Origin of the sequence: Dinoroseobacter sp. S124A (assembly GCF_049801015.1) — a bacterium.
GTDB lineage: Bacteria > Pseudomonadota > Alphaproteobacteria > Rhodobacterales > Rhodobacteraceae > Dinoroseobacter.
In genome coordinates, this window is sequence record NZ_JBNAGD010000002.1 from 95,712 (window position 1) to 110,249 (window position 14,538).

12 protein-coding genes are annotated in these 14,538 nt (G+C 65.4%); 10 read left to right on the plus strand and 2 right to left on the minus strand.

The window, feature by feature from the left end; all coding sequences use genetic code 11:
* Positions 1 to 5 precede the first annotated feature (5 nt).
* The 6 genes from ACP15I_RS05160 to ACP15I_RS05185 are packed head-to-tail and all read left to right on the plus strand — an operon-like array spanning position 6 to position 8,241.
* On the plus strand, positions 6 to 2,738 hold the full coding sequence (locus tag ACP15I_RS05160) for a molybdopterin-dependent oxidoreductase (protein WP_424974197.1): 2,733 nt from the start codon (positions 6 to 8) through the stop codon (positions 2,736 to 2,738).
* Positions 2,739 to 2,764: 26 nt separating this feature from the next.
* Positions 2,765 to 3,745, plus strand: a complete 981-nt coding sequence (clrB, locus tag ACP15I_RS05165; protein WP_424974198.1) for a chlorate reductase subunit beta — start codon at positions 2,765 to 2,767, stop codon at positions 3,743 to 3,745.
* 11 nt (positions 3,746 to 3,756) lie between these two features.
* A complete protein-coding gene (locus ACP15I_RS05170; protein WP_424974199.1) occupies positions 3,757 to 4,515 on the plus strand; it encodes a molecular chaperone TorD family protein in 759 nt (252 codons plus the stop codon).
* A 10-nt stretch (positions 4,516 to 4,525) separates the two neighbouring features.
* Positions 4,526 to 5,302 (plus strand): ethylbenzene dehydrogenase-related protein, encoded by a 777-nt coding sequence (locus tag ACP15I_RS05175; protein ID WP_424974200.1) that lies wholly within the window; start codon positions 4,526 to 4,528, stop codon positions 5,300 to 5,302.
* Between the two features lie 3 nt (positions 5,303 to 5,305).
* Positions 5,306 to 6,400, plus strand: a complete 1,095-nt coding sequence (locus ACP15I_RS05180; RefSeq protein WP_424974201.1) for a P-loop NTPase — start codon at positions 5,306 to 5,308, stop codon at positions 6,398 to 6,400.
* On the plus strand, positions 6,397 to 8,241 hold the full coding sequence (locus ACP15I_RS05185; RefSeq protein ID WP_424974202.1) for a glycosyl hydrolase: 1,845 nt from the start codon (positions 6,397 to 6,399) through the stop codon (positions 8,239 to 8,241). The genes ACP15I_RS05180 and ACP15I_RS05185 overlap by 4 nt, the downstream gene beginning before the upstream one ends.
* 143 nt (positions 8,242 to 8,384) lie before the next feature.
* On the opposite strand, the gene ACP15I_RS05190 is transcribed toward ACP15I_RS05185, so the two are convergent.
* Both ACP15I_RS05190 and ACP15I_RS05195 read right to left on the minus strand, forming a co-directional pair.
* Positions 8,385 to 9,263 carry a hypothetical protein gene (locus ACP15I_RS05190; protein WP_424974203.1) on the minus strand — a complete coding sequence of 293 codons (879 nt, stop codon included), beginning with the start codon at positions 9,261 to 9,263 and terminating at the stop codon, positions 8,385 to 8,387.
* A gap of 221 nt (positions 9,264 to 9,484) precedes the next feature.
* Positions 9,485 to 10,333, minus strand: a complete 849-nt coding sequence (locus ACP15I_RS05195; RefSeq protein ID WP_424968361.1) for a MurR/RpiR family transcriptional regulator — start codon at positions 10,331 to 10,333, stop codon at positions 9,485 to 9,487.
* Between the two features lie 95 nt (positions 10,334 to 10,428).
* Between ACP15I_RS05195 and ACP15I_RS05200 the strand changes: the two genes are divergently transcribed.
* From ACP15I_RS05200 to ACP15I_RS05215, 4 genes are read left to right on the plus strand one after another with little or no spacing between them, the layout of a single operon-like run.
* Positions 10,429 to 11,166 (plus strand): 5-formyltetrahydrofolate cyclo-ligase, encoded by a 738-nt coding sequence (locus ACP15I_RS05200; protein WP_424968362.1) that lies wholly within the window; start codon positions 10,429 to 10,431, stop codon positions 11,164 to 11,166.
* A gap of 24 nt (positions 11,167 to 11,190) precedes the next feature.
* Positions 11,191 to 12,162: an ABC transporter substrate-binding protein gene (locus ACP15I_RS05205; RefSeq protein WP_424974204.1), complete on the plus strand. Its 972-nt coding sequence runs from the start codon at positions 11,191 to 11,193 to the stop codon at positions 12,160 to 12,162.
* Positions 12,162 to 12,929, plus strand: a complete 768-nt coding sequence (locus ACP15I_RS05210; protein ID WP_424974205.1) for an ABC transporter ATP-binding protein — start codon at positions 12,162 to 12,164, stop codon at positions 12,927 to 12,929. The genes ACP15I_RS05205 and ACP15I_RS05210 overlap by 1 nt, the downstream gene beginning before the upstream one ends.
* On the plus strand, positions 12,922 to 14,493 hold the full coding sequence (locus tag ACP15I_RS05215; protein ID WP_424974206.1) for an ABC transporter permease: 1,572 nt from the start codon (positions 12,922 to 12,924) through the stop codon (positions 14,491 to 14,493). The genes ACP15I_RS05210 and ACP15I_RS05215 overlap by 8 nt, the downstream gene beginning before the upstream one ends.
* Positions 14,494 to 14,538 lie beyond the last annotated feature (45 nt).

Sequence of the window (14,538 nt, forward strand, 5' to 3'; positions counted from 1 at the left end):
ACAAAATGCTGCGCATGAAGCGTCGGGATTTCCTGAAGAATTCAACGCTGGTCGGGGCCGGGGTGCTGGCCGCAGACAAGGCCTGGTCACTCAACCGGCTCGAGCCCATCGAGGACACACTGAGCGAGGAGTACCCCTATCGCGACTGGGAAGATCTCTATCGGCGCGAGTTCACCTGGGACAAGATCGGCAAGGCGGCCCATTGCATCAACTGCGTCGGGAACTGCGCCTTTGACGTCTATGTGAAGGACGGGATCGTCCTGCGCGAAGAGCAGCTCGCCAAGTATCCCCAGATCAATCCCAACGTGCCGGACGCCAATCCGCGCGGGTGCCAGAAGGGCTCGATCCACTCGGCGGCCATGTATGAGGGCGACCGGCTGCGCTATCCGCTCAAGCGTGTCGGTGCGCGTGGCGAGGGCAAGTGGCAGCGCATGGAGTGGGACGAGATCACCGAGGAGATCGCCGACAAGATCATCGACATCTTCGAAAAGCACGGGCCCGGCAAGATGATGACCCATACCGGGTCCGGCAACCTGTCCATGGTCCGCTTCGCGGCGCCCTATCGCTTTGCCTCGCTGGTGGGCGGGGTGCAGCTCGACATCTTCACGGATGTGGGGGACCTGAACACGGGCGCCCATCTGGCCTATGGCAACCCGCTGGAAAGCTTTACCTCGGACGCGTGGTTCGACGCCGACTACATCATGATGTCGCTCTTCAATCCGAACGCGACCCGGATCCCCGATGCCCATTACCTGTGGGAGGCCAAGTATAACGGTGCCCGCGTCGTCTCGGTCGCGCCGGACTACAACCCGTCCTCGATCCATGCGGATCTGTGGATGCCGATCAAGCAGGGGGCCGACCCGCATCTGGCCATGTCCTTTGTGCACGTGATTATCGAGGACAAGCTCTACAAGCCGGACTTCATGAAAGAGCAGACCGACCTGCCGGTGCTGGTGCGGCTCGACACGGGCAAGATGCTGCGCGAGGCCGATCTGGTCGATGGCGGCTCGGACCAGAATTTCTATCACTGGGACACGATCTCGGGCGGGCCGGTCATGCTCAAGGGCTCCATGGGCTCCGAAGAGAAGACGCTGGTGCTGGACGGGGTCGATCCGGCGCTGGAAGGGACCTTCACCGTCGAGGGGATCGAGGTCACCACGGTCTTCGAGAAGGTCAAGCAGGAGGCCGCGAAATACGCCCCCGAGGCCACCGCCGAGGAGACAGGCATCGCCGCGCAGACCGTGCGCGACGAGGCCAGACGCTTTGCCGAGGCCAAAAAGGCGATCCTGATGCTGGGCTTCAATGTCGGGCGTTATTCCAACGGGATCTACACCGGCTGGGCGCAGTCGCTGATGCTGGCTCTGACCGGGCATGGCGGCAAGACCGGGGGTCTGGATACCTCCTGGATCGACTGGAAACACATCCCCTGGCTGCAACTCGCGCTCTTTGGGTTCGAGAAGTTCCCACGGCTCGAGCCGGGCGGTCTGGGCGAGTTCCAGCGCGGTCACATGATCGAGCACGCGCGCGAGTATTTCGACGCCGACAAGCTCAAGGAGCGGGTCGGGTTCAATGTCGATGAGATGGAGGAGATGATCAACGAGAGCATCGGCGAAGGCTGGATGCCCTATCACGGCGACATGAAGGGGCTGATCTCGATCGCCGACAACAAGTTCCGCCGCAACAAGTTCGCCGACCGCTACCGCGAGCGGATCCTCGAGGAGGTCGAGGAGCTTTTCGTCGATATCAATGTCCGCATGGACAGCACCGCCCAATGGGCCGACTACCTGCTGCCCGCGGCCAGCCACTACGAGGCCTGGGATCTGCGCTCGGTCGGATTTCACAGGTTTATCAACGTGTTTTCACGCCCGGTTGACCCAATAGGTGAAGCCAAGCCCGACTGGGACATCATGGTTCTGCTGACCCAGAAGATCCAGGAACGCGCCCTCGCGCGCGGGGTCAGCGGCTATCAGGACGGCGATGTCAGCCGGGATCTGCACACGATCTTCGATGACTTCACCATGAACGGCACGATCATGACCGATTACGACGCCACCAACTGGCTGGTGGAGAACAGCCCCGAGATGGGCGACGTGACCCTGGAGGAGGCCGCCGAGAAGGGCTTCATCGTGATGAATGCCGAAGGGGGCAACAACCAGCCCATTCCGCCGGACGAGCCCTACAACCCCTTCGTCGCCCAGACCCGGGACAAGAAACCCTACGAGACCCTGACCGGGCGCGTGACCTTCTATTGCGATCACCCGACCTTTGAGAGGATGGGCGCGGTCGTGCCCACGGCGCGGCACCATGCGGGAAGCGCGGCCTCGAACTATCCGCTGTCCTTCTACTCGCCCCATACCCGCTGGGGGATCCATTCGAACTGGCGGTCCAACAAGTTCATGCTGCGGCTCCAGCGCGGCGAGCCGAACATCTATATCAGCCCGATCCTGGCTGCTCAGAAGGGCATCACCGACGGCTCCCGGGTGCGGATCTTCAACAGCGCGGGCGAGTTCTTTGCTCAGGCCAAGTTCTATCCGTCGATGCCCGAGGGCTCGATCATGATGGAGCATGGCTGGGAGCCGCACCAATACGAGCAGATGAAACCCATGAACAACACCATGGCCACCCTGATCCAGCCGCTCGAGCTGGCGGGGGGCTGGGGGCATCTGGGCTTCAAGCTCTTCAAGTGGAACGCAAACCAGCTGGCGCATGAGAGCAGCGTCGACGTGGAGCCGGCGTGAGCCGCGCCGCGAGGGAGGATTAAGACATGGCCGTGAAACGTCAGCTCAGCATGGTTCTGGACCTGAACAAATGCATCGGGTGCCACACCTGCACATCCGCCTGCAAGCTCCAGTGGACCAACCGCAACGGGCGGGAATACATGTACTGGAACAATGTCGAAACCATGCCCGGCACGGGCTATCCCAAGAACTACGCCGATATGGGCGGCGGGTTCGACGAGGATGGCGCCCTGCGCATGGGGCAGGAGCCCGCGCCCGAGGACTACGGGGTGCCGTGGGAGTATAATTACGAAGAGGCATTGATGACGGGCACCGACCCGTGGCTGCGCCCGAATGTCAAACCAACTTGGGGCGCCAATTGGGACGAGGATGAGGGCGAGGGGGAGTATCCGAACTCCTATTACTTCTACTTGCCACGCCTGTGTAACCATTGCGAGAACCCGGCCTGTCTCGCGGCCTGTTCGCGCAACGCGATCTACAAGAGGCAGGAGGACGGCATCGTCCTGATCGATCAGGAGCGCTGCCGCGGCTACCGCTACTGCGTCAGCGCCTGTCCCTACAAGAAGGTCTATTTCAACGAGGAAATCTCGAAATCCGAGAAATGCATCTTCTGCTATCCCCGGATCGAGAAGGGCCTGCCCACGGCCTGCGCCAAGCAATGTGTCGGGCGGATCCGCTGGATCGGCTACCGCGATGACAAGGCCGGTCCGATCCACCAGCTGGTCGAGAAATACAAGGTGGCCCTGCCGCTCTATCCCGAGATGGGCACGAAGCCGAATGTCTTCTACGTCCCGCCCATGTCCCCGCCCAAGATCGACGAGAATGGCGGTGCCACCGACGAGGCACGGGTGCCGATCGACTATCTCGAGAGCCTGTTTGGCGACGGGGTGCGGGCCGCGCTCGAGACCCTGAGCGCCGAGCGGCGCAAGAAGCAGGAGGGCGGCGAGAGCGCGCTCATGGACACGCTGATCGGCTACCGCCATGCCGATATGTTCAAGCTGAGCTGAGGGGGATGTCCATGCAAGCCCCCGACCGCCCGCCCATGGGAAACGCGCCCGCGCGCGCCGCCGCGAAAGAGACGCTCTGGCGGCTCACGGCGCTGACCCTGTCCCATCCCGCGCCGGAGTTTCACGCGGCCATCGCCTCGGGAGACTTCCACGCGGCCTTTGAGACCGCCTGGAGGCAAGTCACCGGGCGCGGCTGGCCGCAGGTTGCGCCTTGCGAGGATTTCGCCGCCTATGAGGCCGGTTTCATCACCGCCTTCCTCCATGGGCGCAAGGGCAAGCCGGTCGCGCCCCTGCTCGCCGGGGATCACGACGCGATCCTCGCCGGGCTGACCCGGCCGGTCTTCATGCTGAACCTCACCAGTTTCTACAAGCATTTCGGCCTGCGCGCCGCGACCGCGGATGAGGGGCGGCAGGACGAGCCGGACCATCTGGCCAGCATGACCGAGTTCATGGCCGTGCTCTGCTATCTCGAGGCGCGGGCCCTGACCCAAGGGCGTGATCCGGACCCGACCCGCCGGGCGCAACGGGACTTCCTGTGCCGCTACCTGCAGCCCTCCCTCGCGGCGATTGCCGGGCTCCTGCGGCGCGATCCGGTTGCGGATCTCGATCCAACCGTGATGCAGCTGGTGCAGGACATGGCGGCCTGGGCCGAAAGCCAGATTGCCGAGCTCGAAGCCCGGGTCGGCCCGTTCCGGGACCCGGACGCGCCCAAACCCGCGCTCGCCGCGGCCGCGCAGGCCGCGCCCGCCACACAGAACCTCTGGGGATAAGGAGATCGACATGATGAGACATCTGTCCCAAACCCTCGCCACCACCGCCCTTCTGGCCCTTGCCGCGCCGGTCTTCGCCGAGGGCAGCTCGATCATCGAGGCGAATGTCAAACTGCTTGAGGCCGGGGATACGGTCGCCGCTTCGAGGATCCCCGATGGCATCTATCTGCGCCGGGTCAACGACCCCAATGACATCATCTGGGAACGTCTGCCCGAGTACCGGGTCCATGTGGCCCCGGCGCCTTCGGTGCACGAATCCGTGGATTTGCGCATCGATTACGATGACGCGGGGCAGGACGTGTATCTTACCATGGCCCGCACCTCCGAGCGGTTCTACGTGCGGATGCGCTGGCGCGATGCGCAGCCCGATCTGGTGACCAGTTCCAACCGGTTCCGGGATGCGGCGGCGGTGCAGTTTTCGCTGGGCGACGATGCCACTTCGTATCTGATGGGGGACGGGCCCGATGCGCCGGTCAACATCTGGTACTGGCGCTCGGATCGTGGCGAGGTGCAGAACCTCGCGGCGGGCGGACCCGGCAGCACGACCATGCTCGACAACCAGCCCGTGAGCGGCGCGGCCGAGTTCGTCGACAAGGGCAGCGCGGCGGCCAATGAATGGTCCGTGGTGATGTCGCGCCCGATCCCGACCACGGGGGACTATGAGGTCTCGTTCCGGCGCGGCGAGGTGCCCATGGCCTTCGCAATCTGGCAGGGTTCGGACGGACAGCGGGACGGGCTGAAAAGCGTCTCGGATGGCTGGATCCTCGTAAGTCTGGAGGAGAGCTGAGACATGGACCTCGGAGAAAAGCTCGCCAAGCTCGATTGCACCCTCGGCCATGCCTGCCAGTTCTGCCCGCAGGAAGACACCTGTGCGCTGGACAAGCCGCATCACAATGCCCGCCTGATCGAGGCGCGGCTGCAAGAGATCGACCAGATCATCGTGGTGCTCGCCAACAAGGGCGGCGTTGGCAAGAGCACGGTCTCGGCCAACCTTGCCGCCGGGCTCGCGCAGGACGGGTTCCGGGTCGGTGTGGCCGATGCGGATATCCATGGCCCCAACCAGAGCCGGTTCTTCGGCTTTGCCGGGGCCAAGACCCGCACCACTTATAACGGTCTGAAAACCCACGGGTTTCAAACGGATGGCATCGCGCATCCCGTGAAGGTCGGCTCCCTGGCCTTCATGCTTGAGGACGACACCACCCCGATCGTCTGGCGCGATGCCTACAAGCATGACTTCATCCACCACCTGATCGGCAGCTTCGACTGGGGCTCGCTCGACTATCTGATCGTGGACATGCCGCCCGGCACGGGCAACGAGCTGATCACGCTCTGCGATATGCTCGAAGGGTCGAATGTCTCGGCCGTTCTGGTCTCCACCCCGCAGGCGGTGGCGCAGATGGACAGTCTCAAGGCCGGACGGTTCTGCAAGGAGCGGGGCCTGCCGGTGATCGGCGCGGTCGAGAACATGGCGGGCGTGGTCTGCCCCCATTGCAGCGAGGAGTTTCATCTGTTCCCCGAGGCCGGGCTCGACGCGGCGCTGGCTGCGCTCGAGATCGAGCGCGTCGCGGCGGTGCCGCTTGCACCCGAGATCGCCATGGGCTCGGATACCGGCGCGCCGGTGGTCTGCGCTCATCCCGAAAGCGTCGCGGCGACGGCCTTCGCGCCGCTGATCGCGGCGGTGGCGGCCCTTGGGCGCGTAGAGTTTTCCAAGGCAGTGGCGGCAACCCTGGGCGATGTGTTCCAGGACAACCTGTCGGATCGCGATCTGAACGCGGCCCTTGCGGAGCTGCCCGATGGCGCAGAGCTCGGCGATGAGATCGCCGCCTTGCTGGGGCAGGAGGCCGGACGGCTCCGCGCGGCCAGCGACGAGGGGTCCCGGCCATGATGGATGGCGCGATGGAGGATCCCGGACGCCGCGCGCTTTTTCGCGGCGCGTTCCGCGCATCCGAGAAAACCGCCACGGGCTGGCATATGGTCACCAGCCTCGCGGCCGGATCGGGCGATGTGTTCTGGGACGGCTGGGCCGATGAGGCCGGCGTCTTCGTGGTGGGCGATGACGGGGTCATCTTTCACTATGACGGCGCGGATTGGACCCGGCAGGCGGCCCCTGCGCCGGTGCCGATCCACGCGCTTTGGGGCCGGTCGCGCGATGATCTCTGGGCGGTGGGCTGGATGGGGCAGATCCTCCACCATGATGGGCAGAACTGGCGGCATATGCAGGGCTGCGAGGTGGATGGCGCGGGCAAATACGCCAGCAGCCCGGCCAACACACCGCTCTTTGCGATCACGGGTGGCGAGGATGGCCGCGCCTGGGCCGTGGGGGATCGGGGCACGATCCTGCATTATGACGGAGCCACATGGCAGCCCGAGGTCTCGGGCACCCGCGCCCATCTGCGCGCGATCACGGCGCTGCCAGATGGTCGCCTGCTCGCGGCGGGCGGCGATGGCACGGTCCTGATCCGCGATGCGGATGCGGGCTGGGCGGTGCAACCCTGTGCGCTGCATTCGAACTTCACCGCGGCGCTGACCCTGCCTGATGGTTCGGTCCTGTTGGCGGGCGGGCGGTATTTCGTCGATGCGGGCGGGTTCCGCGGGGATCTGGCCCTGTGGACGGCGGACGGGGTGACCAAGCTTTTCGAGGGGGCGGCGTTCTCCCGCTTCCGGGCGCTTGCGGCCTGCAATCGCGGTGTCGTCGCCGTGGGCGATGCCGGGCAGATCCATGTGATCCGCGACGGGCGCATCACCCGGGTCGATAGCGGCATTGCCCATGACATCCTCGGGATCGTCACGCTGCCCTCGGGCGAGGCCCTGGCCATGGGCGATTTCGGCACCGTGCTGGCCGGGGAGGCCGGCGCGTTGGAGCATTTCACCCCCTATGTCGCCGCCGAGGCCGAGACCCCACGCTGGGAGGCGGCGGAGAGCGGCACGGATCGACAGCTCTGGGGGCTATGGCATGACCGGGACGGCGGTGCGCTCTATGCTTGCGGCGAAGAGGGCACGGTTCTGATCCAGGATCGCGGGCAGTGGGCGGCTTTGCCCCCCGTCGGCAATCTGGGCATCCATGCGCTCAACCGCGCGCCCGATGGCACGCTGCTGGCCGCCGGTCAGATGGGCGAGATCCACGCCTTTGACGGCGCGCGCTGGCGCAAGGCGTTTGACCTGCATATGGACGTGACGATCCTGTCGCTCTGGTCCGATGGAGCCACGCTGATCGCCGCCGGGGATGAGGGGCTCGTGCTCCAGAAAACCCCGGATGCCCCGGACTGGGTCCGCATGGCGAGCGGCACCAAGAGCGCGCTTTACGGGCTCTGGGGGCCCGATGACCGGCATCTGCTGGCGGTCGGGGATTTCGGCCTCGTGCAGCGCTGGAACGGGACGCTCTGGGACGCGTTCAACGCGGGCACGGAGTACTTCCTCTTCGACGTCTGGGGGCGCGGGCTAGACGACATTTTCGTTGTCGGCCTGTCGGGCACGATCGGTCATTTCGATGGCCAGCGCTGGACGATCACCCCGGCACGGGCGCGCGCCGATCTTCTGGCGGTGACCGGGGATGCGGATCAGGTCGTGGCCGTGGGCGCAGCCGGAACCGTCTATCGCCATGATGGCCAGCGCTGGGCGCCCGAGGCGTCGGGCACGCCGCTTGGCCTGCGTGCCGTCAGCACGGCACCCGGCGGCGGGTTTGTGGCCGCAGGCGATCAGGGGAGCCTGCTGGCACGGCGCGAATAGTCGCGTGCGCGCGGGTCCGGCTGATGGAGCGGGGCCCGACTGCCTCAGTCGATCCCTGACGGCGGCGGCCGGCCCGGGCGAGAAGTGTTGGTGCCCCCGCGCGGGGCTCCGGGGGCTTGCGGCCTATGAGCGGTTCTGCCGGGTCACGCGCGCGACCGCGTGACGATCTCCGCGCAGCGGTCGATCAGCCTGCGGATCTCGTCGGTTCGGCCTCGGGCGCCGGGATGCGTGATGTCCTTTTCCAGCAAAAGCAGCTGCGCCGTGATCTCGGACAGCGGGTCGCTCAACTGCCCTAGCGCTTCTGCCAATCGCTCGCCCTCGGCGTGGTGCTCGGTCATGTCAGTGGTCGCCGCCAAGCTCAGGATCGTGCCGCCATGGGCCACCAGCCGCGCCGAGACCCGCCCGTCAAAGATCCGCCCTGCACGCCCGCGAAACCGAGCCTTGAAATTGTCCAGTCGCCGGTTTTCACGCAGCGCGCTGACATAGGCGTCCCGGTCCGTTGGGTCGACCCAGATCTGCTGAATGTCCTGCGGCGCACCGTAGAGATCCGCCCATGCCCGGGTCCAACAGACGAAGCGTTCGCGCCCGAGGTCATAGATCACCAGGTTGATAGGCGCGGCGTTGATCAGGGCACCGAGGTGGGGCGCGACGTCTTGCGCGTCATCCGCAGCCGTCGGCGCATGCTCCGTGTCCGCGATGCGCAGAAGGAAGCCCAGGTCATCGAGCGGCTGCAATGTCAGGGACAAGGCGCCCGTAACCGCATAGGTCACCTGCCGTGCGACCGGAGCGTGCCCCGCTGTGGCAAAGGCGGTCTGCAGCTGCGCTAGCCCATCGCGCAGGCCTGTATCCTCGATCCCAGCGCCGATCTGGTCGAAGGGTTGACCGGGGTCTGGGCGCGGGACCCGCGCCTGAAACACCGGGTTGCTGCGGATCAGGCGGTGATCCCTGTCGAAGAGGGCGATCCCGTCGCGCGATGCGTCGATCATCGCCACAAGGGCGGCGTGTGACAGGGCAGTGTCCATGGCGTGGGCGCTTTCTCGATGTCAGATGCCCCACTCTGCGCCGAGGGGCCTCGGTCGTATAGCCCCGGGGTGACATGCGGTTGCACACGGGGGGCAGGGCGGATGCGCCGGGCGGCGGTCTGGCGCGGGCAGTGCGACCCTGTTCCGACGGCGGCGCTGGCGACGTGCAAACGCCTTTGCGGGACCGGTGTTCAGAGACGCGCGGTCCCGGGCGTGGCGGGCTACTCGAAGAGGTCCAGCTCTTCGGTGATCGCCTCCAGCGTTTCGGCGCGCTGCTTGACGGCATCCTGGTTCTTGCCCGCATAGGCAATCGCCAGCAGACGGAGCATCGACACCACGGTCGCATGGGTGGTCAGCATCCCGTAGCTGGCCACATGGCAGGGCAGCACGGTCTCAGAGAACCGCTCGGCCTGGGCCTGAAACAGGTGATCGGTGATGGTGATGATCCGCAGCCGCGAGGTCCGCGCATAGGTCAGCAACGAGCGGAGCAGCTTGGGCCGATCCTCCAGCGTGACGAGGACAAGCGCGTCGCGGGGACCCATCATCGCCAGCTGGCTCGCCCAATCCTGCGCCGCGCCGTCGAGGTAATGCACGTTGTGGCGCAGTCGCGAGAAGAGGGTCTTGCCTATGCGCGCCGCCCCGTCATCGGCCCCGAACCCGATGAACCAGACCCGCGGCGCCGAAGAGAGGATATCGGCGATCTCGGGCAGCTTGTCCGAGCGCAGCTCTTCGAAGGTGCGGGTCAGGTTGCGCAGCTCCAGTTCCAGATGATCGCCCATGGACCGGCCCAGAATGACGGGCGCGGTGGCGGCGGGTTTCTGGGTGTAAGGCTGGGTGCGGTCCCGCTCTTCCCGGGCCTGCAGGCGGACCTCTTCGAAATCCACATATCCCAGACTGCGGAAAAAACGGGCAGTCGTTGCCTTGGAGACCCCGGCCAGCTTGGCCAGCTCCGTCGCGGTGTGCGTTTCGATAAGGCCCTGATTGTTCACCAGAACTTCGGCAATCTTCTTCTCGCTGCCCGTCAACCGGGCCTGCTTTTCCTGAATGCGAAGGATCAATCTCGAAGCCATTTTCCACCCCTATCGCGTGCCGATCCAAAATTCAACTTGACCTTTGAAACGGATGTTTCAGTAATGTGAAACAGTGAAACTGACGGGGAATCGCAATGTCGAGTTCAAAGGTGGTGCGGGAGCGGATCTGGACCAAGCTGCAGGATGTGGCCCGACCGGACACGCGGTTTCACATGAACTTTGCCGAGGTCATTCCCGATTTCGAGGGTTCGGACCTGGCCACGGATCGGGTGGTCTCGCAGGCCGCCTATGACGCCTCAAGCTTTGCCTTCATCACGCCCGACAACTGCCTTGCGGATCTGCGCCGCCGGATGATCGAAGATGGCAAACCCTTCGTGATGTCGACCTATGGCATCTATCGCGGTTTTCTGTTCATCGACCCGGCAAAGATCCCCGAAGGGGCCGCGCTCTATGCCTCCTGGCTCGACGGGATGGAACATTTCGGCGAACCGATCAGCCTTGAGGGGATCGCCCGGCGCGGGCGGTTCGATCTGATGGTGACGGGCGCCTCGGCCGTGTCGAAAAACGGGGTGCGGTTCGGCAAGGGGCACGGGTTTTTCGATCTGGAATGGGGGATGTTCACCGATCTCGGCCTCGTGGATGAAACCACGCCGGTGATCGCTGTGGTCCATGACGTGCAACTGGTGGACGAGGAATTGCAGCCCTCGGAAACCGATATCCTCGTGGATCAGATCGCCACCCCCTCGACCCTGTTCACGGTCGAGCGGCGCGCCAAGCGGCCCTCGGGGGTCAAATGGCCCCTGCTTGAGCCCAAGCAACTGGCCGAGACCCCGCCGCTGCAAGAGCTTCAACGCATTCAGGGCCTCGCCTGAACCTGCCCAACAAGGAGAGAATTCATGACCCTTCGTCTGTCCCGTCGCCATTTCATGGGCAGTGCCGCTGCCGCCGCTGCCGCGTCCTCGGTCCCGCTACGAGCCTCCGCAGCCACGCCCTTCACGATGCAGGCGGCCTGGATCAATGACGCCGAGTTCGCCGGCTATTTCCTCGCTATGGATCAGGGATATTACACGGAGGAGGGGCTGGATCTGACCTATCTGTCCGGCGGGCCCGATGTCATTCCCGAGAGCACCATCATTGCGGGGCGCGCGGATCTCGCACTGACCACGCCGGATACCACGATCAAGGCCATTGCCGAGCAGGGCGCACCGTTCAAGATCATCGGCGCGCAGTACCAGAAGAATCCGATCGGGATCGTCTCGCTGGTCGAAAGCGGCATCACCTCGCCTGCGGATCTGGTGGGTAAGACCCTCGCCGTGCCGCCGGTCAACGTGATCTCGGTGGAGGCGATGCTCAAGATCAACGGGATCGATCCGGCGGATGTGAACATCGTGCCCTATGCCTATGATCCGACGCCGCTGATCCAGAAGGAGATCGATGCGAGCCTCGATTTCACCACCAACGTGCCCTACACGATTGCGCAGCTGGGCGGCGAGGCGGCGTCCTTCCTGCTCTATGATTTTGGCTATACCATCTATAACGACACTGTCGTGGTGACCGAGCAGACCCTCGCCGACAAGCGCGACGAGCTGGTCGCCTGGCTTCGGGCGAGCCGCAAGGGTTGGGTGGAAAACAACATGGATACAACGCTTTGGCCCGCGAAATGGGCGGATACGCATTTCGCCGGAACGGGTCGCACCATCGCCAATGAAGAGTTCTTCAACGAGGCTCAGAAACCGCTGATGGAGCATCCCGACGGCATCTTCGCCATGACCGAAGAGGGGATCGAGGCCAACCTCAAGGCCCTGCGCGAGGTCGGGATCGAAGGCACGCGCGAGATGTTCGACACCACGCTTCTCGACGAGATCTGATGACGGCCCCGGCCGGGATCTCTCTCAGCGGGGTCAGCAAGACCTTCGAGGGGCGCGGCAAGACGGTGCAGGCGCTCAGGGATGTGACGCTGAACTGTCCGGCCGGGTCCTTCACCGCGCTGATCGGGCCCTCGGGCTGCGGAAAATCCACGGCGCTGCGCGTCGCGCTGGGGCTCGAGACGCCCGATACGGGCGAGATCCGGATCCATGGCGACACGCCGCTGGAGGCGGCGAGGGCGGGCAAGACCGGGGTCGCGTTCCAGGACGCGGCCCTGCTGCCGTGGCGATCGGTGCGCCGGAATGTCGAGATGCCGCTGGAGGTGATTGGCCTCAGCCGCAAGGCTCATGCCGCGCAGGTGCAGGCGATGATCGATCTGGTGGGGCTCAGCGGCTATGAGAATTCCCTGCCCGGTGAGCTCTCGGGCGGCATGCGTCAGCGGGTGGCGATTGCCCGGGCGCTGGTCACCGAACCCCGCGTGCTTTTCATGGACGAGCCCTTTGGCGCGCTCGACCAGATCCTGCGCCGCCAGATGAACGTAGAGCTGCAACGGGTCTGGCAAGAGACCGGCGCCACCGCATTGCTGGTGACCCATGGCATTGATGAGTCGGTGTTTCTCGCCGACCGGATTGTTGTGATGCATGCTGCCCCGGGCCGGATCGCCGATATCATCGACGTGCCCTTCGCGCGCCCGCGCCACCCGGATCTCTTTTCGGATCCGGCCTTTCATGCGCTGACGGACCGGGTGGCTGCGGTGCTCCATGGCTGAGGGGGCGGGCGGCCGCCATGCGGGCCTGCGCAATGTCGCGCTGCTCCTCCTGCTCTGGGAGGTCGTCGGGCGGCTCGATCTGGTGGCGGGCGGGGCCTTGCCCGGGATCACCGAGATCCTCATCCGGCTGTGGCAGGATCGGGCCGATTACCCCCGGCATGTGGGCGCAACCCTCTGGGCCTCGACGCTCGGTTTCCTGATCGGCAATGGCGTGGCCCTGTTGGCGGGGATCGCCTTTGCCCTGTCGCCGACATTGCTGCGGCTGTTTCGCGGGGTGAATATCGCGCTCTTCGCGCTGCCGCCAATCGCGATTGCGCCGATCCTTGTCCTGACCCTGTCCGGGATGGCGCCGCGGGTCGTGCTCGCGGCGCTCTCGGTTTACTTCGTCACCATGACCGCCACGGTGATCGGCCTGACCCAATCGGACAGCCGGGCCAGCGACGTTGTGCGCGCCTATGGTGGCGGCAAATGGGCCGTGCTGCGTCTGGTGCAGCTGCGCGGGGCGCTGCCGACGATCCTGACCGGGTTCCAGATCGCCGCGCCCAATGCGGTGCTCGGCGCGATCCTTGCGGAGTTCGGCGGCGGTGGACGCTGGGGGCTGGGGACCTACTTGCTGGGCTCGCTGGGACGGGGCGAGCCGGATCGGCTCTGGGGGATCGGGCTGGTGGCAACGGCGATTGCGGGGCTGGGGTATCTGGTCTTCGGGCTGATCGCCGGGCGGCTGCTGGGCGCGACCCAAGCGGTGACGCTGAATGCGGCCACGCCGGATCTGGCCAGCCCGCCGCGCGCGGGGCTGCACAGGGCGCTGATGCTGTGCGGGATGATCGCGATGCCGCTGCTCTTGTGGTGGGCGTTCATTCTGCTGAGCGGGGTGCCCGCGATGATCTCGAAAACCCCGCTGGGGGTGGTCGAGTATCTGTTTCTGGCCGAGAAGGCCCCGGTCGCCCAAGCCAAGCTGCGCGCCGCATTGGCCGAAACGCTGCCCATCACCTTTGTCGGGATGGCAGCGGGGATCGGGTTTGCCTTCCTGCTGGCCATTTGCGGGCGCCTCTTTCCGAATGCGATCCGGGCCTTCATGCCCGTGGCGCTGGTGTCGCAATCCATGCCGCTGGTGGCGCTCACCCCGCTTTTGGTGCTGATCTTCGGGCGGGGGACGAGCCTGACCCTGTGGGTGACGATCTCGGTGACCTTCTTTCCGGCGTTCGTGACCCTGGCCCAAGGGCTGGCGTTGGTGCCGCAATCGGCCCGGGATGTGCCGCGCGCCTATGGCGCCTCGGTCTGGCAGGAACTGCGCATGGTCACGATCCCGGCGGCCTTGCCCTATCTCTTTGCCGCCACGCGGCTGACCGTGCCGCGCGCCTTGCTGGGGGTGATGATCGCCGAATGGCTCGCTACGGGGCGGGGGCTCGGCAATCTGCTCAACCAGTCGCGGGGGCAGCTCGATTTCGGCATGATCTGGACCGTGGCCTGTGTTTCGGTGCTGGTCTCGGTCCTGCTCTATCAGGCGGTGGTGATGGTCGAGCGTCGGGTACTGCGGCGGCTTGGGATGCAAACCGCGGAATAAGCGATTATTCTTGTTGCGTATAGATTGCAAGAAGCTTGCATGCGC